At 75.0% G+C, this 14,031-nt stretch carries 11 protein-coding genes; 5 read left to right on the top strand and 6 right to left on the bottom strand.

Translation table 11 applies throughout. The features are described from left to right. Positions 1-161 precede the first annotated feature (161 nt). Both OO54_RS04615 and OO54_RS04610 read left to right on the top strand, forming a co-directional pair. Positions 162-2,075, top strand: coding sequence for an NAD(P)-binding protein (locus OO54_RS04615; RefSeq protein WP_033201580.1), 1,914 nt, complete (start codon positions 162-164; stop codon positions 2,073-2,075). Between the two features lie 60 nt (positions 2,076-2,135). Next, the gene (locus tag OO54_RS04610) at positions 2,136-3,386 is read left to right on the top strand and encodes a cytochrome P450 family protein (protein ID WP_234439297.1); all 1,251 of its coding nucleotides are present in this window, start codon (positions 2,136-2,138) and stop codon (positions 3,384-3,386) included. A gap of 162 nt (positions 3,387-3,548) precedes the next feature. On the opposite strand, the gene OO54_RS04605 is transcribed toward OO54_RS04610, so the two are convergent. From OO54_RS04605 to OO54_RS04585, 5 genes are all read right to left on the bottom strand, one after another. Continuing rightward, positions 3,549-3,794: a hypothetical protein gene (locus OO54_RS04605; RefSeq protein ID WP_033201579.1), complete on the bottom strand. Its 246-nt coding sequence runs from the start codon at positions 3,792-3,794 to the stop codon at positions 3,549-3,551. Between the two features lie 62 nt (positions 3,795-3,856). Beyond that, positions 3,857-4,333 (bottom strand): NUDIX hydrolase, encoded by a 477-nt coding sequence (locus OO54_RS04600; protein WP_033201578.1) that lies wholly within the window; start codon positions 4,331-4,333, stop codon positions 3,857-3,859. 76 nt (positions 4,334-4,409) lie between these two features. Further along, positions 4,410-5,690, bottom strand: coding sequence for an FAD-dependent oxidoreductase (locus OO54_RS04595; RefSeq protein WP_033201577.1), 1,281 nt, complete (start codon positions 5,688-5,690; stop codon positions 4,410-4,412). Further along, on the bottom strand, positions 5,687-7,105 hold the full coding sequence (locus tag OO54_RS04590) for an FAD-dependent oxidoreductase (protein ID WP_033201576.1): 1,419 nt from the start codon (positions 7,103-7,105) through the stop codon (positions 5,687-5,689). Before OO54_RS04590 ends, OO54_RS04595 begins: the two co-directional genes overlap by 4 nt. Further along, entirely contained in the window at positions 7,105-8,568 is a 1,464-nt protein-coding gene (locus OO54_RS04585) for an FGGY family carbohydrate kinase (RefSeq protein WP_033201575.1), read from the bottom strand. Before OO54_RS04585 ends, OO54_RS04590 begins: the two co-directional genes overlap by 1 nt. 301 nt (positions 8,569-8,869) lie before the next feature. Between OO54_RS04585 and OO54_RS04580 the strand changes: the two genes are divergently transcribed. Continuing rightward, complete coding sequence (locus OO54_RS04580) at positions 8,870-9,844, top strand: hypothetical protein (RefSeq protein WP_033201574.1); 975 nt, start codon at positions 8,870-8,872, stop codon at positions 9,842-9,844. 83 nt (positions 9,845-9,927) lie between these two features. After that, positions 9,928-11,460, top strand: a complete 1,533-nt coding sequence (locus OO54_RS04575; RefSeq protein ID WP_033201573.1) for an amino acid permease — start codon at positions 9,928-9,930, stop codon at positions 11,458-11,460. A 91-nt stretch (positions 11,461-11,551) separates the two neighbouring features. Here the strand turns inward: OO54_RS04575 and OO54_RS04570 are convergent, their stop codons facing one another. Then, positions 11,552-12,313 carry a GntR family transcriptional regulator gene (locus OO54_RS04570; protein ID WP_033201855.1) on the bottom strand — a complete coding sequence of 254 codons (762 nt, stop codon included), beginning with the start codon at positions 12,311-12,313 and terminating at the stop codon, positions 11,552-11,554. A gap of 183 nt (positions 12,314-12,496) precedes the next feature. On the opposite strand from OO54_RS04570, the gene OO54_RS04565 reads away from it, so the two are divergent. Continuing rightward, positions 12,497-13,840: a DUF2252 domain-containing protein gene (locus OO54_RS04565; protein ID WP_033201572.1), complete on the top strand. Its 1,344-nt coding sequence runs from the start codon at positions 12,497-12,499 to the stop codon at positions 13,838-13,840. Positions 13,841-14,031: the final 191 nt, after the last annotated feature.

Raw genomic sequence — 14,031 nt, 5'->3', positions numbered from 1 at the left:
ACAACGCCGTTCCGGTCGGCGGCGACGGAACCGGCCCTCCGGCCACGGCCGCCCCTGCCCTGCCCGGCCCCGCCCGGCCACCCGCCGCGGCCGCCGCGGGGCCCTTCGGCGCGCCCGCCTTCCGGACGGACCGTCAGCCCCGCACGCCCCCGGCCGGGCACATGGTCGTGTGCGGCGACGACGCCCTCGCCCACCGCCTCGCGCGCGAACTGCACGAGGTGTACGGGGAGCGGGTCACCCTCCTGGTGCCGGCGCCGCCCGAGGCGCCCCGGGCTCCCGTGGCCCGGACCGGCCGGGCGCTCGCCCTGTTCGGCCGGGTGACCGCCGCCGTCACCCGCACCACCGGGTCCGGCGCGGCGCCCGCGGCCTCCGGCGACGGCGGCGAACCCGGCGGCGCCCTACGGGTCGTCGAGTCGGCCGAGGCGGACGACCGGGCCCTGGTCGACGCCGGGATCGAGCGGGCCGCCGCGCTCGCCCTCGTCCACGAGGACGACGAGACCAACCTCCGGGCAGCGCTCACCGCCCGCCGCCTCAACCCCCGACTGCGCCTGGTCATCCGGCTGTACAACCGGAAGCTCGGCCAGCACCTCGAAACCCTCCTCGACCAGGCGGCCGCCGTCGCGGAACCGGGCCTCGACCCCGAGAAGCTCGACGCCGCCACCACGGTCCTGTCCGACGTCGACACCGCGGCCCCCGGACTCGCCGCGGCAGCCGTCGCGGGCACCAGCAAGGTCGTCCAGGCCGGCGGACTGCTGTTCCACGCGGTCGACCGGCCGCCCCGCGAGGGCGAGCCGCCCGATCCCGGCCTCTGCACGCTCGCGCTGCTCTCGGCCACGGCCGGCGACCCGGCGGGCTGCGAGGGATCCGAGCGCAGCGGAGACGACGGCCCGCGGCTCCTCCCCGACGACCGCACGGTGGCCGCGGCGACCGGCCGTGCCGCCGTCACCCTCGAAGCGGTCACGGCGGCGGGCCCGGACCTCCCGGCGAACCGCCTCGCCGCCTCCGCCCTGCCCGTCGCCTCCCTCTTCTCCCGCCGGCTGCGCTGGTCGCTCGCCGGTGCGGTCGGCGCCGTCCTCGCCCTCGCCTCCACCTTCACCACCGGCGACCACCCCCTGCACGCCGCCTATCTGACGCTGCTCGACATCTTCGCCATCGGCGACCCGGCCGTCGGCGAGCCGACCAGCCGTCAGCTGCTCCAGATCCTCGCCGGGTTCGTCGGGCTGCTCCTGCTGCCGGTGATCGTCGCCGCCCTGCTCGAAGGCCTCGGCACCTTCCGCACGGCGACCACCCTGCGCAGGCCGTCCCGCGGCCTCTCCGGCCATGTGGTCCTCCTCGGTCTCGGCAAGGTCGGCACCCGGGTCCTGGCCCGCCTCCGGAAGCTCGGCATCCCGGTGGTCTGCGTCGAGTCCGACCCGGAGGCCCGCGGCATCGCCGTCGCCCGCCGGCTCCGCGTCCCCACCGTCATCGGCGACGTCACGGAGGAAGGCGTCCTGGAGGCCGCCCGGATCCACCGCGCCCACGCCCTCCTCGCCCTGACCAGCGTCGACATCACCAACCTCGAAGCCGCGCTGTCCGCCCGTGCCGTCACCCCCGACCTGCGGGTCGTCCTGCGCCTGTACGACGACGACTTCGCCACCGCCGTCTTCCGCACCCTGCGCACCGCCCACCCCACGGCCGTCACCCGCAGCCGCAGCGTCTCCCACCTCGCCGCGCCCGCGTTCGCCGGCGCCATGATGGGGCGCCGGATCCTGGGCGCCGTGCCCGTCGAGCGCCGGGTGCTGCTCTTCGCCTCCGTGGACGTCGCCGCGCATCCCCTCCTGGACGGCAGGAAGGTCGCCGACGCCTTCGTCCCGGGAGCATGGCGGGTCATCGCCCTCGACGGCGCCGCGGCGGGCCGGGCCGACCACGCGAGGGGCTGGCGCCTCCACCCCGACCGGCTCCTCGTCCCGGGGGACCGGGTCGTCGTGGCCGCCACCCGCCGCGGCCTGGCCGAACTCCTCGGCCGGGGCGGCCGGAGCGGCCCGGCGGGCGAAGGCGGCGTGCCGGACAACTCCGTACGAACGGAGGCGGGTTGACCGTAGGATCTGACCGCTCACGGTCGAAACGGCCCGCATCCGCAGTCAGGAGTGCCTTCCTTGAACACACCGCACAGCACCCCCCACGGCCGGACCCCGTACCGCATGGACACGGCGGGTGGATGCCCGCACGCGGCGAACGCGAGGCTGCTCGCCGAGGGCGCCGTGACCCCGGTGATCCTGCCCGGTGAGATCGAGGGCATGGCGGTGCTCGGCCATGACGCCCTGCGGGACTTCCTCACCCACCCCGACGTCGCCAAGGCGCCCCACCACTTCACCGCGCTCGCCGAAGGCCGCATACCCGAGGGCTGGCCGCTGCTGACCTTCGCCACCGTGCCCGGCATGACCACCGCCGACGGGGCCGACCACCGCAGGCTGCGGACCCTCGTGAGCAGCGCCTTCACCGCCCGCCGGGTCGAGGAGCTCCGCCCGCGCGTGGAGGCGGTGACCGCCGGACTGCTCGACGGACTCGCCGAGGCCGCCCGCGCCGGTGACGGCGTCGCCGATCTGCGCCGCCACTACGCGCTTCCGCTGCCGCTCGGCGTCATCTGCGAACTCCTCGGCGTCGACCCGGTCCACCAGGACCGGCTGCACCACCTCTCCAGCCTCGTCGTCGCCACCGACACCGAGCCCGCCCAGGCCGTCGCCACCAACCGAGAACTCGCCGAGCTCCTGGGCTCCATCGCCGCCGCCAAGGCCGCCGCCCCCGGCGACGACCTCATCGGCGCGCTCATCGCCGCCCGGGACGAGGGCGGCGACCGGCTCAGCCAGTCCGAGCTCATCGGCACCCTGGTCCTGATGATCATCGCGGGCCACGAGACCACCCTGAACCTCGTCACCAACGCGGTCCGGGCGCTCTGCGCCCACCGCGACCAGCTCGCCCTCGTCGTCGAGGGACGCGCCGACTGGGCGGACGTGGTGGAGGAGACGCTCCGCTGGGACAGCCCGGTCAGTTCCTTCCCGTTCCGCTACCCCACCCGCGACCTCACGGTCGACGGCACGGTCATCCCCCGGGGCACCCCGGTCCTCGCCGGGTACTCGGCGGCCGGCCGCGACGCGAAGGCCCACGGCCCGGACGCCGACCGCTTCGACATCACCCGCACGCCGGCCGCGAAGCACCTCTCGCTCGGTCACGGCCCCCACTACTGCCTGGGCGCCCCGCTCGCCCGGATGGAGGCCGCGATCGCCCTGGAGGCGCTCTTCACCCGCTTCCCCGACCTGGACCTGGCCCTCCCGGAGAGCGAGCTGACCCGCCACGCGGGCTTCGTCGGCAACAGCGTCCGCGCCCTCCCGGTCCGCCCGGTCGCCTGACGACCCACAGGCTCACCCGCATCACCCCCCGGAGCCGTGCGTCCGACGGTCGACAGGCTCACCCCTTCGGCCCGAGCCGGGGGGCGGTCGACAGGCTCACCCCTTCGGCTCCGAGCCGGGCGTCCGACGGCGGCCCGCCACGTGGGGCGCGGGCGTGTCGGTTCAGCCGGCGCGCCCCCACGCGGTGGCGGGGGAGGCCCGCAGGGAGGAGACGAGGCGCAGCAGGCGGTCCTCGTTCCCGGAGAGGCCGGCGGCGCGGAGCGCCTCGTCCGCCTCCGCCATCGGGTGGCGGAGCATCAACCCCGCGTAGGGGGCGAGCTGCGGATCGGTCAGCACGGCCTGGGTGGACTCGAGGAGACGCAGGTACGCCTGGGCCGCCGCGCGCTCGGTTGCGGTGAACGTGGTCATGTCGGGCTCCCTCTCGACAGTTCGGCGCTCACCACCCTCTCGCACGGGTCTGACAATCGGGCTCAGCCCCGTCCGTCGAGGTGTGCGCGCAGGCGCTCCAGGAAGACCCGCTGCCCCGTCACCAGCAGCGGAGCCGCCGTCTCCGGGGCGAACCAGCCCACCCGGTCGATCTCGGGGAACTCCGCCGTGACGCCCGAACGGGGCGGCCACTCCATGGTGAAGGTGCCCGGCACCACCCGTGTCGGGTCGAGGTCGCCCTCGACGGCCCAGATGGTGACGATCTTTCCGTTGCGCTGCCGGGCCTCCCCGAGCGGGAACCACTCGCCGTCCGGCGCCGCGAGCCCCAGCTCCTCCTGGAACTCCCGCCGCGCCGCGTCCTCGGCGGTCTCGTCCGGCTCGTACTGGCCCTTGGGGAACGACCAGGCCTCCTCCTCCCTGGACTCCCAGAAAGGCCCGCCCATGTGCCCGATGAGTACCTCGACGCCCTCGCCGCCCGTACGACGGAAGACCAGGAGACCCGCGCTGCGTTTGTCCGACATGGGCCCCAGTGTGGCCGAAACACTCCCGCCCACGCAGCCCGCCCGCCGGCCCGGCACCAGCGGACCGCACCCGGCCTCATTCCTCTGCGGCGACCACCACAGGACCGCCCGCGCCGTCGACGCCGTCGGTCCACCAGGGCCCGAGCCGCACCGAACGCCAAGGGACCAGCGTCGCGGCCAGCCGTTCCCGCCCGAGCAGCACGTCCCCCTGGCGGACGGTAAGCACCGGCCGTACGAGCCGCCGCTCCGGCCGGACGAGCAGCGGGACCGGCGGCGCCGGTACGGGCGGGGGGAGGGACACCGCCTCGGACGTGCCCGGTACGGGAGCGGGTCCCAGCAGCCCGGGCGTCACCCATCGCAGCGGACCCTCCGTCGCCACCGGCACCCCGCCGGCCGGCCAGGGACGGCCGGCGAGCCGGGCGAGGACGGCGCCGACCACCGCACGCCCTTCGGCGGCGGCCCGCCGCGCCGGCTCCCCGCCGTGGAGGAGGTTGCCGACGGCGAACACCCCGGGTTCGGCGGTACGGAAGTCGCCGTCGGTCACGGGGCCACGGGTGCCCGGTGCGAGCGGCACTCCGAGGAGCCGGACCAGCTCGTGGTCGGGGATCCAGTCGCCGGTGAACACCACGGTGTCGCAGCGGAGTACGGCCGTCCGTCCGTCGCCCGCCCGGACCGCGACGCCGGTCAGCCGGCCGCGCCCGGTCAGCTCCGTCACGACCGTGCCGGAGAGCACCGGCACCGGGGTCGCGAACGCGCCGCCGACTCCGAGGGCGGTGGCGGTCCCCGGCCGTTCGCAGACGACGGCCGCCACCACGGCGCCCGCCTCCCGCAGCGTACGCACCGCGTGCCGGGCGACCGGGTCGCCGCCGACGACCACCGCCCGCCGCCCGGCGAGCCCGGCCCGGGCGCCGAACCGGGCGACCGTCCGCTGGAGCTCGCCGGTGGTCAGCACCCCGGCGGGCCGGGAGCCCGGCACCAGACGGGCGCTGCGCGGCCGCTCGCGGGCCCCCGTGGCCAGGACGACCGCGCGGGCCCGGATCCTTTCGAGCCCGGTCGGGGCGGTGACGTCCAGGGTCAGCGGTGCGGCCCAGCCGGTGGCGGAGACCCCGGTGCGGACGGTGGCGCCGGCCCGTGAGGCGGCCCGCACCGCGCGCCGCGCGTACGCCGGTCCGTCCAGGGGTCGGCCGAGCGCGTCCGAGCCGAACCCCGGCCGGACGCAGTGACGCGGGACCCCGCCCGCGTCCGTCTCCCGCTCCAGGACCTCGACGCGGCCCGCACCGGCCGCGGCGAGACCGGCGGCCGCGGCCAGCCCGGCTGGCCCGGCGCCCACCACGAGCACGTCGACCGTACGCGTCACCGGGTCCCTTCCCCGTACTCCTCGCTCAGTGCCCGCAGCTCCGCGCCGCAGAAGTGGCCCTGGCAGCGTCCGCCGCGGGCCCGGGTCCTGCGGCGCAGCCCGTCCGGTCCGGCCGGTGGGATCGTCGACGTGAACGCGGCCCGGATCTCGCCGCGGGTCACCCGCTCGCAGTGGCACACGATCGCGCCGAACTCCGCATTGCGGGCGATGAGTCCGGCGTCGCGGTACGGCCGGGGGAAGCTCTCGCCGAGGTTCGGCATGCGGACCGGCGCGAGGGGCCGCTCGGGGCCCGGGTCGAGTCCGCAGTCGGCGAGGAGCCCGAGCACGTGGTCGGCGATGGCCAGGGAGGCGGTGAGCCCGGTGGAGCGGATGCCGCCCACGGTCACGTACCGCAGGGCGGGATGGGCGGCGATCCGGTAGTCCTCCTGACCGGTGGCGGCCCGCAGCCCGGCGTAGACGGCGGTGACCTCCTCGTCGAGGAGGGCCGGGAGGATCCGGCCGCCCTGCTCGCGCAGCCCGGCGAGCCCCTCGGCCGTCGTGCCGGTCGCGGTCTTGTCGTCCAGGTCCTCGGCGGTGGGCCCCAGCATCACGTTGCCGTACACGGTCGGCGAGACGAGCACGCCCTTGCCGAGCGGCCCGGGGACGGGCAGCAGGATGTGCCGGACGAGGTCGCGGGCGAACTTGTCGAAGACGACGAGCTGGCCCCTGCGCGGGGTGACGGTGAAGTCCGCGCGCCCGAGCAGCGCGTCGAAGCCGTCGGCGTGCAGCCCGCAGGCGTTGACCAGGTGGCGGGCCCCGAGCACCCCGCGCCGGGTGACGAGCCGGTGGTACGGATCGCCCGGACGCACCTCCTCCACCCGGCAGCTCAGATGCAGGTCCACCCCCGAGCGGACGGCCTGCGTCGCGTACGCCAGGGTCGTCGTCCACGGGCAGATGACGGACTCGCCCGGCACCTCGAGCGCGGCCAGCGCACCGGCGCCCAGGTGCGGTTCCCGGAGGGCGAGTTCCGGCGCCGACAGCAGGCGTGTCGTGCGGTGTCCGTTGCGCTCCGCCTTCTGCGCGAGGCGGGGGAGCGCGGCCCGCTGCTGCTCGTCCCAGGCGACGAGCAGCGCGCCCAGCGGCTCCACCGGGATGCCCGTCTGCCGCGCGTACGCGTCGAGCAGTCGGTGTCCCTCGCGGACGAGCCGTGCCTCCAGGGTGCCGGGGACCGCGTCGAATCCGGTGTGCAGGATGGCGGTGTTGGCCTTCGACGTACCGTCCCCGACGTCGTCCGCCGCGTCCACGAGCGCGACCCGCAGCGGGTGGCGGGCGAGCGCGCGGGCGATGGCGGCGCCGACGACTCCGGCGCCGACGACCACGACGTCGTACGCCGGGTCCCCGTCGCCCGGGAGGGGGCCCCTCCGCGTGACGCCCATCAGGCCGCACCCGGGGCGTCGCCGCCCCCGGAGCGGTCGACCAGCGCCGCCACCTCGGCACGGAACCGGGCCAGCCGCGAGGCCGCCTCGTCCCCCGAGATCCGCGGCTGGTACACGGCCGCGGGCTTCCACTCGGGCGCGGCCTCGCGGAGGGTGAGCCCCGGGTGGCGCCCGAGCCGGGCCACCGCACCGACCCCGAGGGCCGTGGCGTCGGGTGACGAGGAGACCTCGACGGGCAGTTGCAGCAGGTCGGCCTGGGTCTGCATGAGCAGCGCGGACCGGGTCAGGCCCCCGTCGGCGCGCAGCGCGGACGGCGGCGCGCCCCGGTCCGTCGCGGTCGCCGAGGCCAGCTCCACGACCTGGGCGGCGATCCCTTCGCAGAGGGCCCTGACCAGGTGGCCCGGGCCGGTGTCCAGGCCGAGTCCGGTGAGCGAGCCGCGCACGTCGCCCCGCCACCAGGGCGCGGCGAGCCCCGCGAACGCGGGCACGAACGTGACGCCGCCGGAGTCCGGCACGGCGCCGCCGACCGCGTCGAGCTCCCCGGCCCCGGCGATCACGCCGAGGTCGGTGAGCCAGCGGACGGCCGAGGCGACCGTGTACACCTGTCCGTCCAGGCAGTGGGTCACGTGTCCGCCGAGCCGCCAGGCGACGCAGCTCACCAGGCCCGAGGCGGCCCGGCGGGGCTCGGGGCCGGTCTGCGCGAGGAGGAAGGCCCCGGTCCCGTAGGTGCACTTGACGGCGGCCGGGTCGTCGGCGCTCTGGGCGAGCAGGGCCGCCTGCTGGTCCACCAGGAGGCCGGTGAGCGGCAGCGGCGGACCGAAAGCGGTCGTGGTGCCCACCGGGGTGTCGCAGTCCACCACCCGGGGCAGTCGCTCGCCGCCGAGCCCGTACAGGTCGAGGGCGGTGTCCGACCAGGCGACCGTGTCCAGGTCGAGGAGTCCGGTCCGTCCGGCCGTCGCCGCGTCGGTGACGAACGCGCCCGTCAGCCGGTGGACGAGCCACGCGTCGCTGGTGGTGACCACCCCGGCGCCGGTGGCGTGGCGGCGGATCCAGGCCATCTTCGGCGCGGCGAAGTACGGGTCGACCGGGAGGCCCGTCAGGTGCCGGAGGCGCTCGGCGTCCGCGTCGAGTCCGGCGCAGACGGCGGCCGCCCTGCGGTCCTGCCACACCAGGGCGTCGGTGAGGGGATCGCCGGTGGCCGGGTCCCAGGCGAGCACGGTCTCGCCCTGGTTCGCGAGGCCCACCGCCTCGACGGCGGTGCCCGCCTCGGCGAGCGCCGCCCGCCCGGCGGCGACCACGGAGTCGTACAGCTCACGCGGGTCGACCTCGACGAGCCCGCCCGGCAGGTAGCGGGGCCGGACCGGGGCGGTGCCGCTGCCGACGACCCCGCGCTCCGGACAGAGGACGAGGGCCTTCGTGCCCGAGGTGCCCTGGTCGACGGCGAGTACCGGGCGGCCTGTCATCGTGCTGCTCCCGTCCCTGGACCGACGGTGATCATCCGATCACCGAAAGGGGTCAGGGTGCCGTCGCGGCGGACCGCCGTCAAGCCTCGGCGGCTGATCCCGTCAAGTCCGCAGATCTACCTGACAGTAAGTCAAATTCGGTCGTTGGCCTGATAGTTGCTGTCGCATAAGAATGTGGACCGGTCGCGTCCATCGCCCTCTATAGTGATCGCCGATCAACGGCCGGGACGCCCGCCGGGGGACTGACCACCCCCTCCATCCACCGAGGACCCATGTCATCCACACCACGCCCCACCCCCTGATGGCCGCGCACGGCTTCCGGCCCGTCTACCACCCCGCGGGCCACGACCACGCCCTGCGGAACGCCGTCCAGGACTTACGCACCGGCCGCTGGGTGGCCATGGCGCGGTTGCTCGACGAGACGGCGGGTTGGGACGGCTGGACCCGGCGCACCCAGGTCCTCGCCGCCGTCGCCGCCGGCACCGACGTCGTCCACACCTGGCGCGCCGAGCAGCCCGAAAGCCCCGCCGCCGCCGTGATGCACAGCCGCGTCGCCGTCGAGCGGGCCGTACGCGCCCACCGCGCCGGCCACGCCCGCACCCGCGAGCTCTGGCAGGAGGCCTGGACCGCCTGCCGCGAGGCCGCCGAACGGTCCCCCGCCGACCCGGTCCCCTGGGTGTGCCTCATCGCCCTCGCCGCCCTCGACGACCGCCAGCACATGGCCGAGCACCGGCTCACCCCGCCCGCCCCCATGCTGCCGCCCGGCCCCTGGGGCCTGCTCGCCGAGGCCGAGAAGCGCGACCCGTACAACCGCGAAGCGCACCACCGCATGCTCCAGTTCGTCTACACCCGCCGCCCGGGACCGCTCTCCGAAGCCGTCAACTACTCCTACTGGGCCGCCTCGTCGGCCCCCGTCGGCTCCGCCCTGCACGCGCTCCCGCTCTACGTCCGCGTCGAGCGCTACCGCCGCGAACGAGGCCACGAGCGCGCCCTCGACCTCCACTGGGTCGCCGAGGACGCCGTACGCGACGCCCGCCGCGCACTCGACGACTGGTTCCTCTTCTGCGCCACCGACGAGGCCTCGCTGCTCGACCTCAACCACCTCGCGCACGCCCTGTTCGGCGCCCTCCGCTTCCCCGACGCGGCCCGGGTCTTCGAGGCGCTCGGCCCCTACTACACGACGCTGCCCTGGGCCTACCGGACGGCCCGCCCGGACGACCGCGACCTGGCCGAAGAGGTCTTCCTGCGCGCCCGCGCCCGCTGTCTCGGCGGCTGAATCCCCGCCGGGTCCCCGCGCACGCCTTCACCCCCGCTCACGCCTTCACCCCCGCTCACCGCCCGTCCCCCCGGAGGTAACCCATGTCCCGCACCGCGGCCCCCGCCGACGCGATACGCAAGCCACCCGGCGCCCACGACGAGGAGGCGCGGCTGAGAGAGCTCGGCTACCAGCCGGTCCTCGCCCGCCGCATGGGCGGCTTCGGCAACTTCGCGATCAGCTTCTCCGTCATCTCCGTCCTCTCCGGCTGCATGACCCTCTACGGCTTCGGCATGGGCACCGGCGGCCCCGCCGTGATGCTCTGGGGATGGGCCGGCGTCGGCCTCTTCGTGCTGTGCGTGGGCCTCGCCCTCGCCGAGGTGACCAGCGCCTACCCGACCTCCGGCGCGCTCTACTACATGGCGGACCGGCTCGGCGGCCGCCGCTGGGGCTGGTACACCGGCTGGCTGAACCTGCTCGGCCTGCTCGGCGCCATCGCCGGCATCGACTACGGTGCCGCCCTCTTCACCGGTGCCTTCCTCAACCTGCAATGGGGCTTCGAACCCACCGCCGGCTCCACCTTCCTCATCTTCCTCGCGATCCTGCTGCTGCACGCCGTCCTGAACCTGTTCGGCGTCCGCCTCGTCAGCGTGCTCAACTCGATCAGCGTCTGGTGGCACCTGGCCGGGGTGGCGCTCATCGTCGGTGCCCTCGCCTTCGTCCCCGACCGCCACCGGTCCGTCGGCTTCGTCTTCACCGAGTTCGTCAACGACACCGGCTGGGCCAACCCCTTCTACGTCGCCGCCGTCGGCCTGCTCCTCGCCCAGTACACGTTCTCCGGCTACGACGCCTCCGCCCACCTCTCCGAGGAGACCTCCAACGCCTCCGTCACCGCCGCCAAGGGCATCGTGCGGGCCATCTGGGTCTCCTGGGTCGCCGGCTTCGCCCTCCTCGCCGGACTGAGCTTCGCCATCCAGGACTACGCCGCCACGCAGAACAGCGCCACCGGCGTCCCGCCCGCCCAGATCTTCCTCGACGCCCTCGGCTCCGGCGGCGCCACCGCCCTGCTGCTCGTCGTCATCGTCGCCCAGCTCTTCTGCGGCAACGCCGAGGTCGCCGCCGCGAGCCGCATGGTCTTCGCCTTCAGCCGCGACAACGCCCTCCCCGGCTCCGCCCTCTGGCGGAAGGTCAGCACCCGCACCCAGACCCCCGTCCCGGCCGTCTGGCTCGCGGTCGCCGTGGCCGCGCTGCTCGCCGTGCCCTCGCTCTACTCCGCCACCGCGTACGGCGCCGTCACCGCGATCAACGTCATCGGCATCACGCCCGCCTACGCCATCCCGATCTATCTGCGACTGCGTGCCGGCGACCGGTTCGTCCCCGGCCCCTGGTCCCTGGGCCGCTGGAGCAAGCCGATCGGCTGGACCGCCGTCGTCTGGGTCGCCTTCGTGACCGTCCTCTTCTGCCTGCCGCAGAAGTCCCCGGTCACCGTCGACACCATGAACTACGCCGTGATCGCGCTCGCCGTCGTCCTCGTCCTGGCCAGCGTCTGGTGGTACGTCGCCCGCCGCTCGTACGGCACCCCGACGGCGTACGGGACGGCCCGCGAGGAGGCGGAGATCGCGGAGGGCATCGTCTAGGTCCTGTCCTGCCGATCAGGCCGGGCTCGACCCGCCGACGAGAACGGCCGCCCCGTGCCCCGCGAGTGCCGGGCACGGGGCGGCCTGTGGTTCAGGCGCTGAACTCGTAGGTCCAGGGCGCCGACTGGGCCGCGAAGTCGATGTCCGTGATCTCCAGGGCATGCCCGTGCTGGTCGCTGACCACCCGGTGGACGAGCAGCCGGGCCGCGCCGCCGGCCGTCGTCGCGGTGGGAGCCGGCGGCACGCCGACCGACTCCCGGTGGGTGACGCGCAGCCCCGCCTGGTGCATCCAGTGGTACAGCAGGCGCAGGTCGGGCTGCCGGTGGCAGTCCTTGCCCCTCCGGTAGCGGGCCAGTTGGGGGATCTCGGTGACGGCCCGCCGCGAGAACCACGACACCGCGCGCTGGAGCGCGGCTCCGTGCGGCCCGAGCACCACGTGCCGGTGGACGAGCGTCGGCTCGCCGGGGGCGAGGAGCAGGCGGGGCGTCAGCGGGGTGGGCGGTGGCTCCCAGGTCAACGAGGCCCGCACCAGCGCCTCGGCGGCACGGGGGCCGCCGGGGAACGTCGGCCGACGGGCCGTCAGGGCGGGGGCGACCGGCTCGGTATATGCCGTGCCGCCGGTGCCGGCGGCGAACGTCCCGCGCCGGTCGGTGACCACGAGCCGCTCGTCCCGGAGGAGCTGGAGCGCGCTGCGCACGGTCTGCCGGTTGACGTGGTAGCGCTGCGCCAGGGAACGTTCCGACGGGAGCCGGCTGCCCGGGGCGATGCGCGCTTCGGCGAGGTCCTCGCGCAGGGCGGCGGCGACCCGGAGATAGAGCGGCGGTTCCGCCACCTCGGAATCGGGCTCGGCCATGATCAACCCTCTCTTCGCTCAGCGTGACCACATGGGTCGGGTGGGTGATCAATTCCTATCATTGGTCTAAACCATTTTGCTAGAGCGGCCCGGCAGAGTGGCCGAAACGAGCACCGCGCCTTGTAATGGGGAAGCAGGTGACGGGCACGAGACCGCGACTGCGGAAGAGGAGGGTGGGGCCGGATGACGACACCGTCGGAGCGCGCCGCACAGGGCAAGGCCGCCCGCAAGCACGCGTCCCGCTCCTCCCACGGCCGCTGGATACCCAGCTCCCAGCGCCCCGACGCGCTGCACATCCTGGAAGCGGAGTCCGCCGGCCGGCTGCCGGGCCTCGCCCCCATCAGGTACGGCAGAATGGCGGCCTCCCCCTTCGCCTTCCTCCGCGGCGCCGCCTCCGTCATGGCCGCCGACCTCGGAGCCCAGAAGCACACCGGACTCACCGTCCAGCTCTGCGGCGACGCCCATCTGCTGAACTTCGGTGTCTACGCCTCACCCGAACGGACGCTCCTCTTCGACGTGAACGACTTCGACGAGACGATGCCCGGCCCCTTCGAATGGGACGTCAAGAGGCTCGCCGCCAGCGTCACCGTCGCCGCCCTCCAGAACGGCAGCGCCAAGGCGAAGGCCCACCGCGCCGCCCTCGTGGCCGTCGAGTCCTACCGGACGAACATGCGCCGCCTGGCCGGCCTCGGCGAGCTCGCCGTCTGGTACGAGCGGATCGCCATCGACGACGACGTGCTGCCGCTGGTCCGCCGCGGCGGACGCGCCCGCTTCGCCCACGGGGTCGCCCGCGCCCGCCGCCGCACCAGCCTCCAGGCCCTCGGCAAGCTCACCGAGACCGACGCCTCCGGCACCCGCCGCTTCATCGACGACCCGCCGCTGCTCGAACGGGTCACCGACGTCGACCGGGTCACCCTCGGCAAGATCTTCAGCGACTACCGCAGCTCGCTCTCCGAGGAGCGGCGCGTCCTGCTCGACCGCTACCGCTACGTCGACGCCGCCCGCAAGGTCGTCGGAGTCGGCAGCGTCGGCACCCGCTGCTTCGTCCTCCTCCTCGAAGGACGCGACGCCACCGACCCGCTCTTCCTCCAGATCAAGGAAGCGGGCCCCTCCGTCCTGGAGCCCTACCTCACGCCCTCCGCGTACGCCCACCAGGGCCGACGCGTCGTGTCCGGCCAGCGCCTCACCCAGGCGGCCAGCGACATCTTCCTCGGCTGGATGACCGGACCCCAGGAACGCCACTTCTACTGGCGACAGCTGCGCGACATGAAGGGCTCCGCCGAGGTCGAGACCATGTCCCCGGCCACCCTGCGGGACTACGCGCGGCTCTGCGGCCGGGCACTGGCCCGCGCCCACGCCCGCTCCGGCGACCGGATCGCCATCGCCGCCTACCTCGGGGCCACCGACGTCTTCGACCGCGCCGTCGCCGACTTCGCCCTCGCCTACGCCGGCCAGAACGCCGACGACTACGCGGCCCTCGGCGGGGCCATCGCCGCCGGCATGGTCACGGCGGCCCCGGACGCCTGACCCGGCACCCCGGGCCCCTCACCCGAACGGCCCTGAGGAGTGTCCTGCCGATCAGGCCCCGCGAGCGCGGGGCCTGATCGGCAGGACACCCTCTAGACGAGTAAGTCCGAAGTGCTGGTCAGTGGTCGTAGGCGATCAATGACCTGGTCAGTGATGTTCCGTTGGCCCGGTTGTGCCAGATGGCTGCGGTG

Origin of the sequence: Streptomyces wedmorensis, assembly GCF_000716445.1 — a bacterium.
GTDB lineage: Bacteria > Actinomycetota > Actinomycetes > Streptomycetales > Streptomycetaceae > Streptomyces > Streptomyces wedmorensis.
The sequence above is the reverse complement of the archived record's forward strand: the minus strand, read 5'-3'. Positions and strand labels throughout refer to the sequence as shown.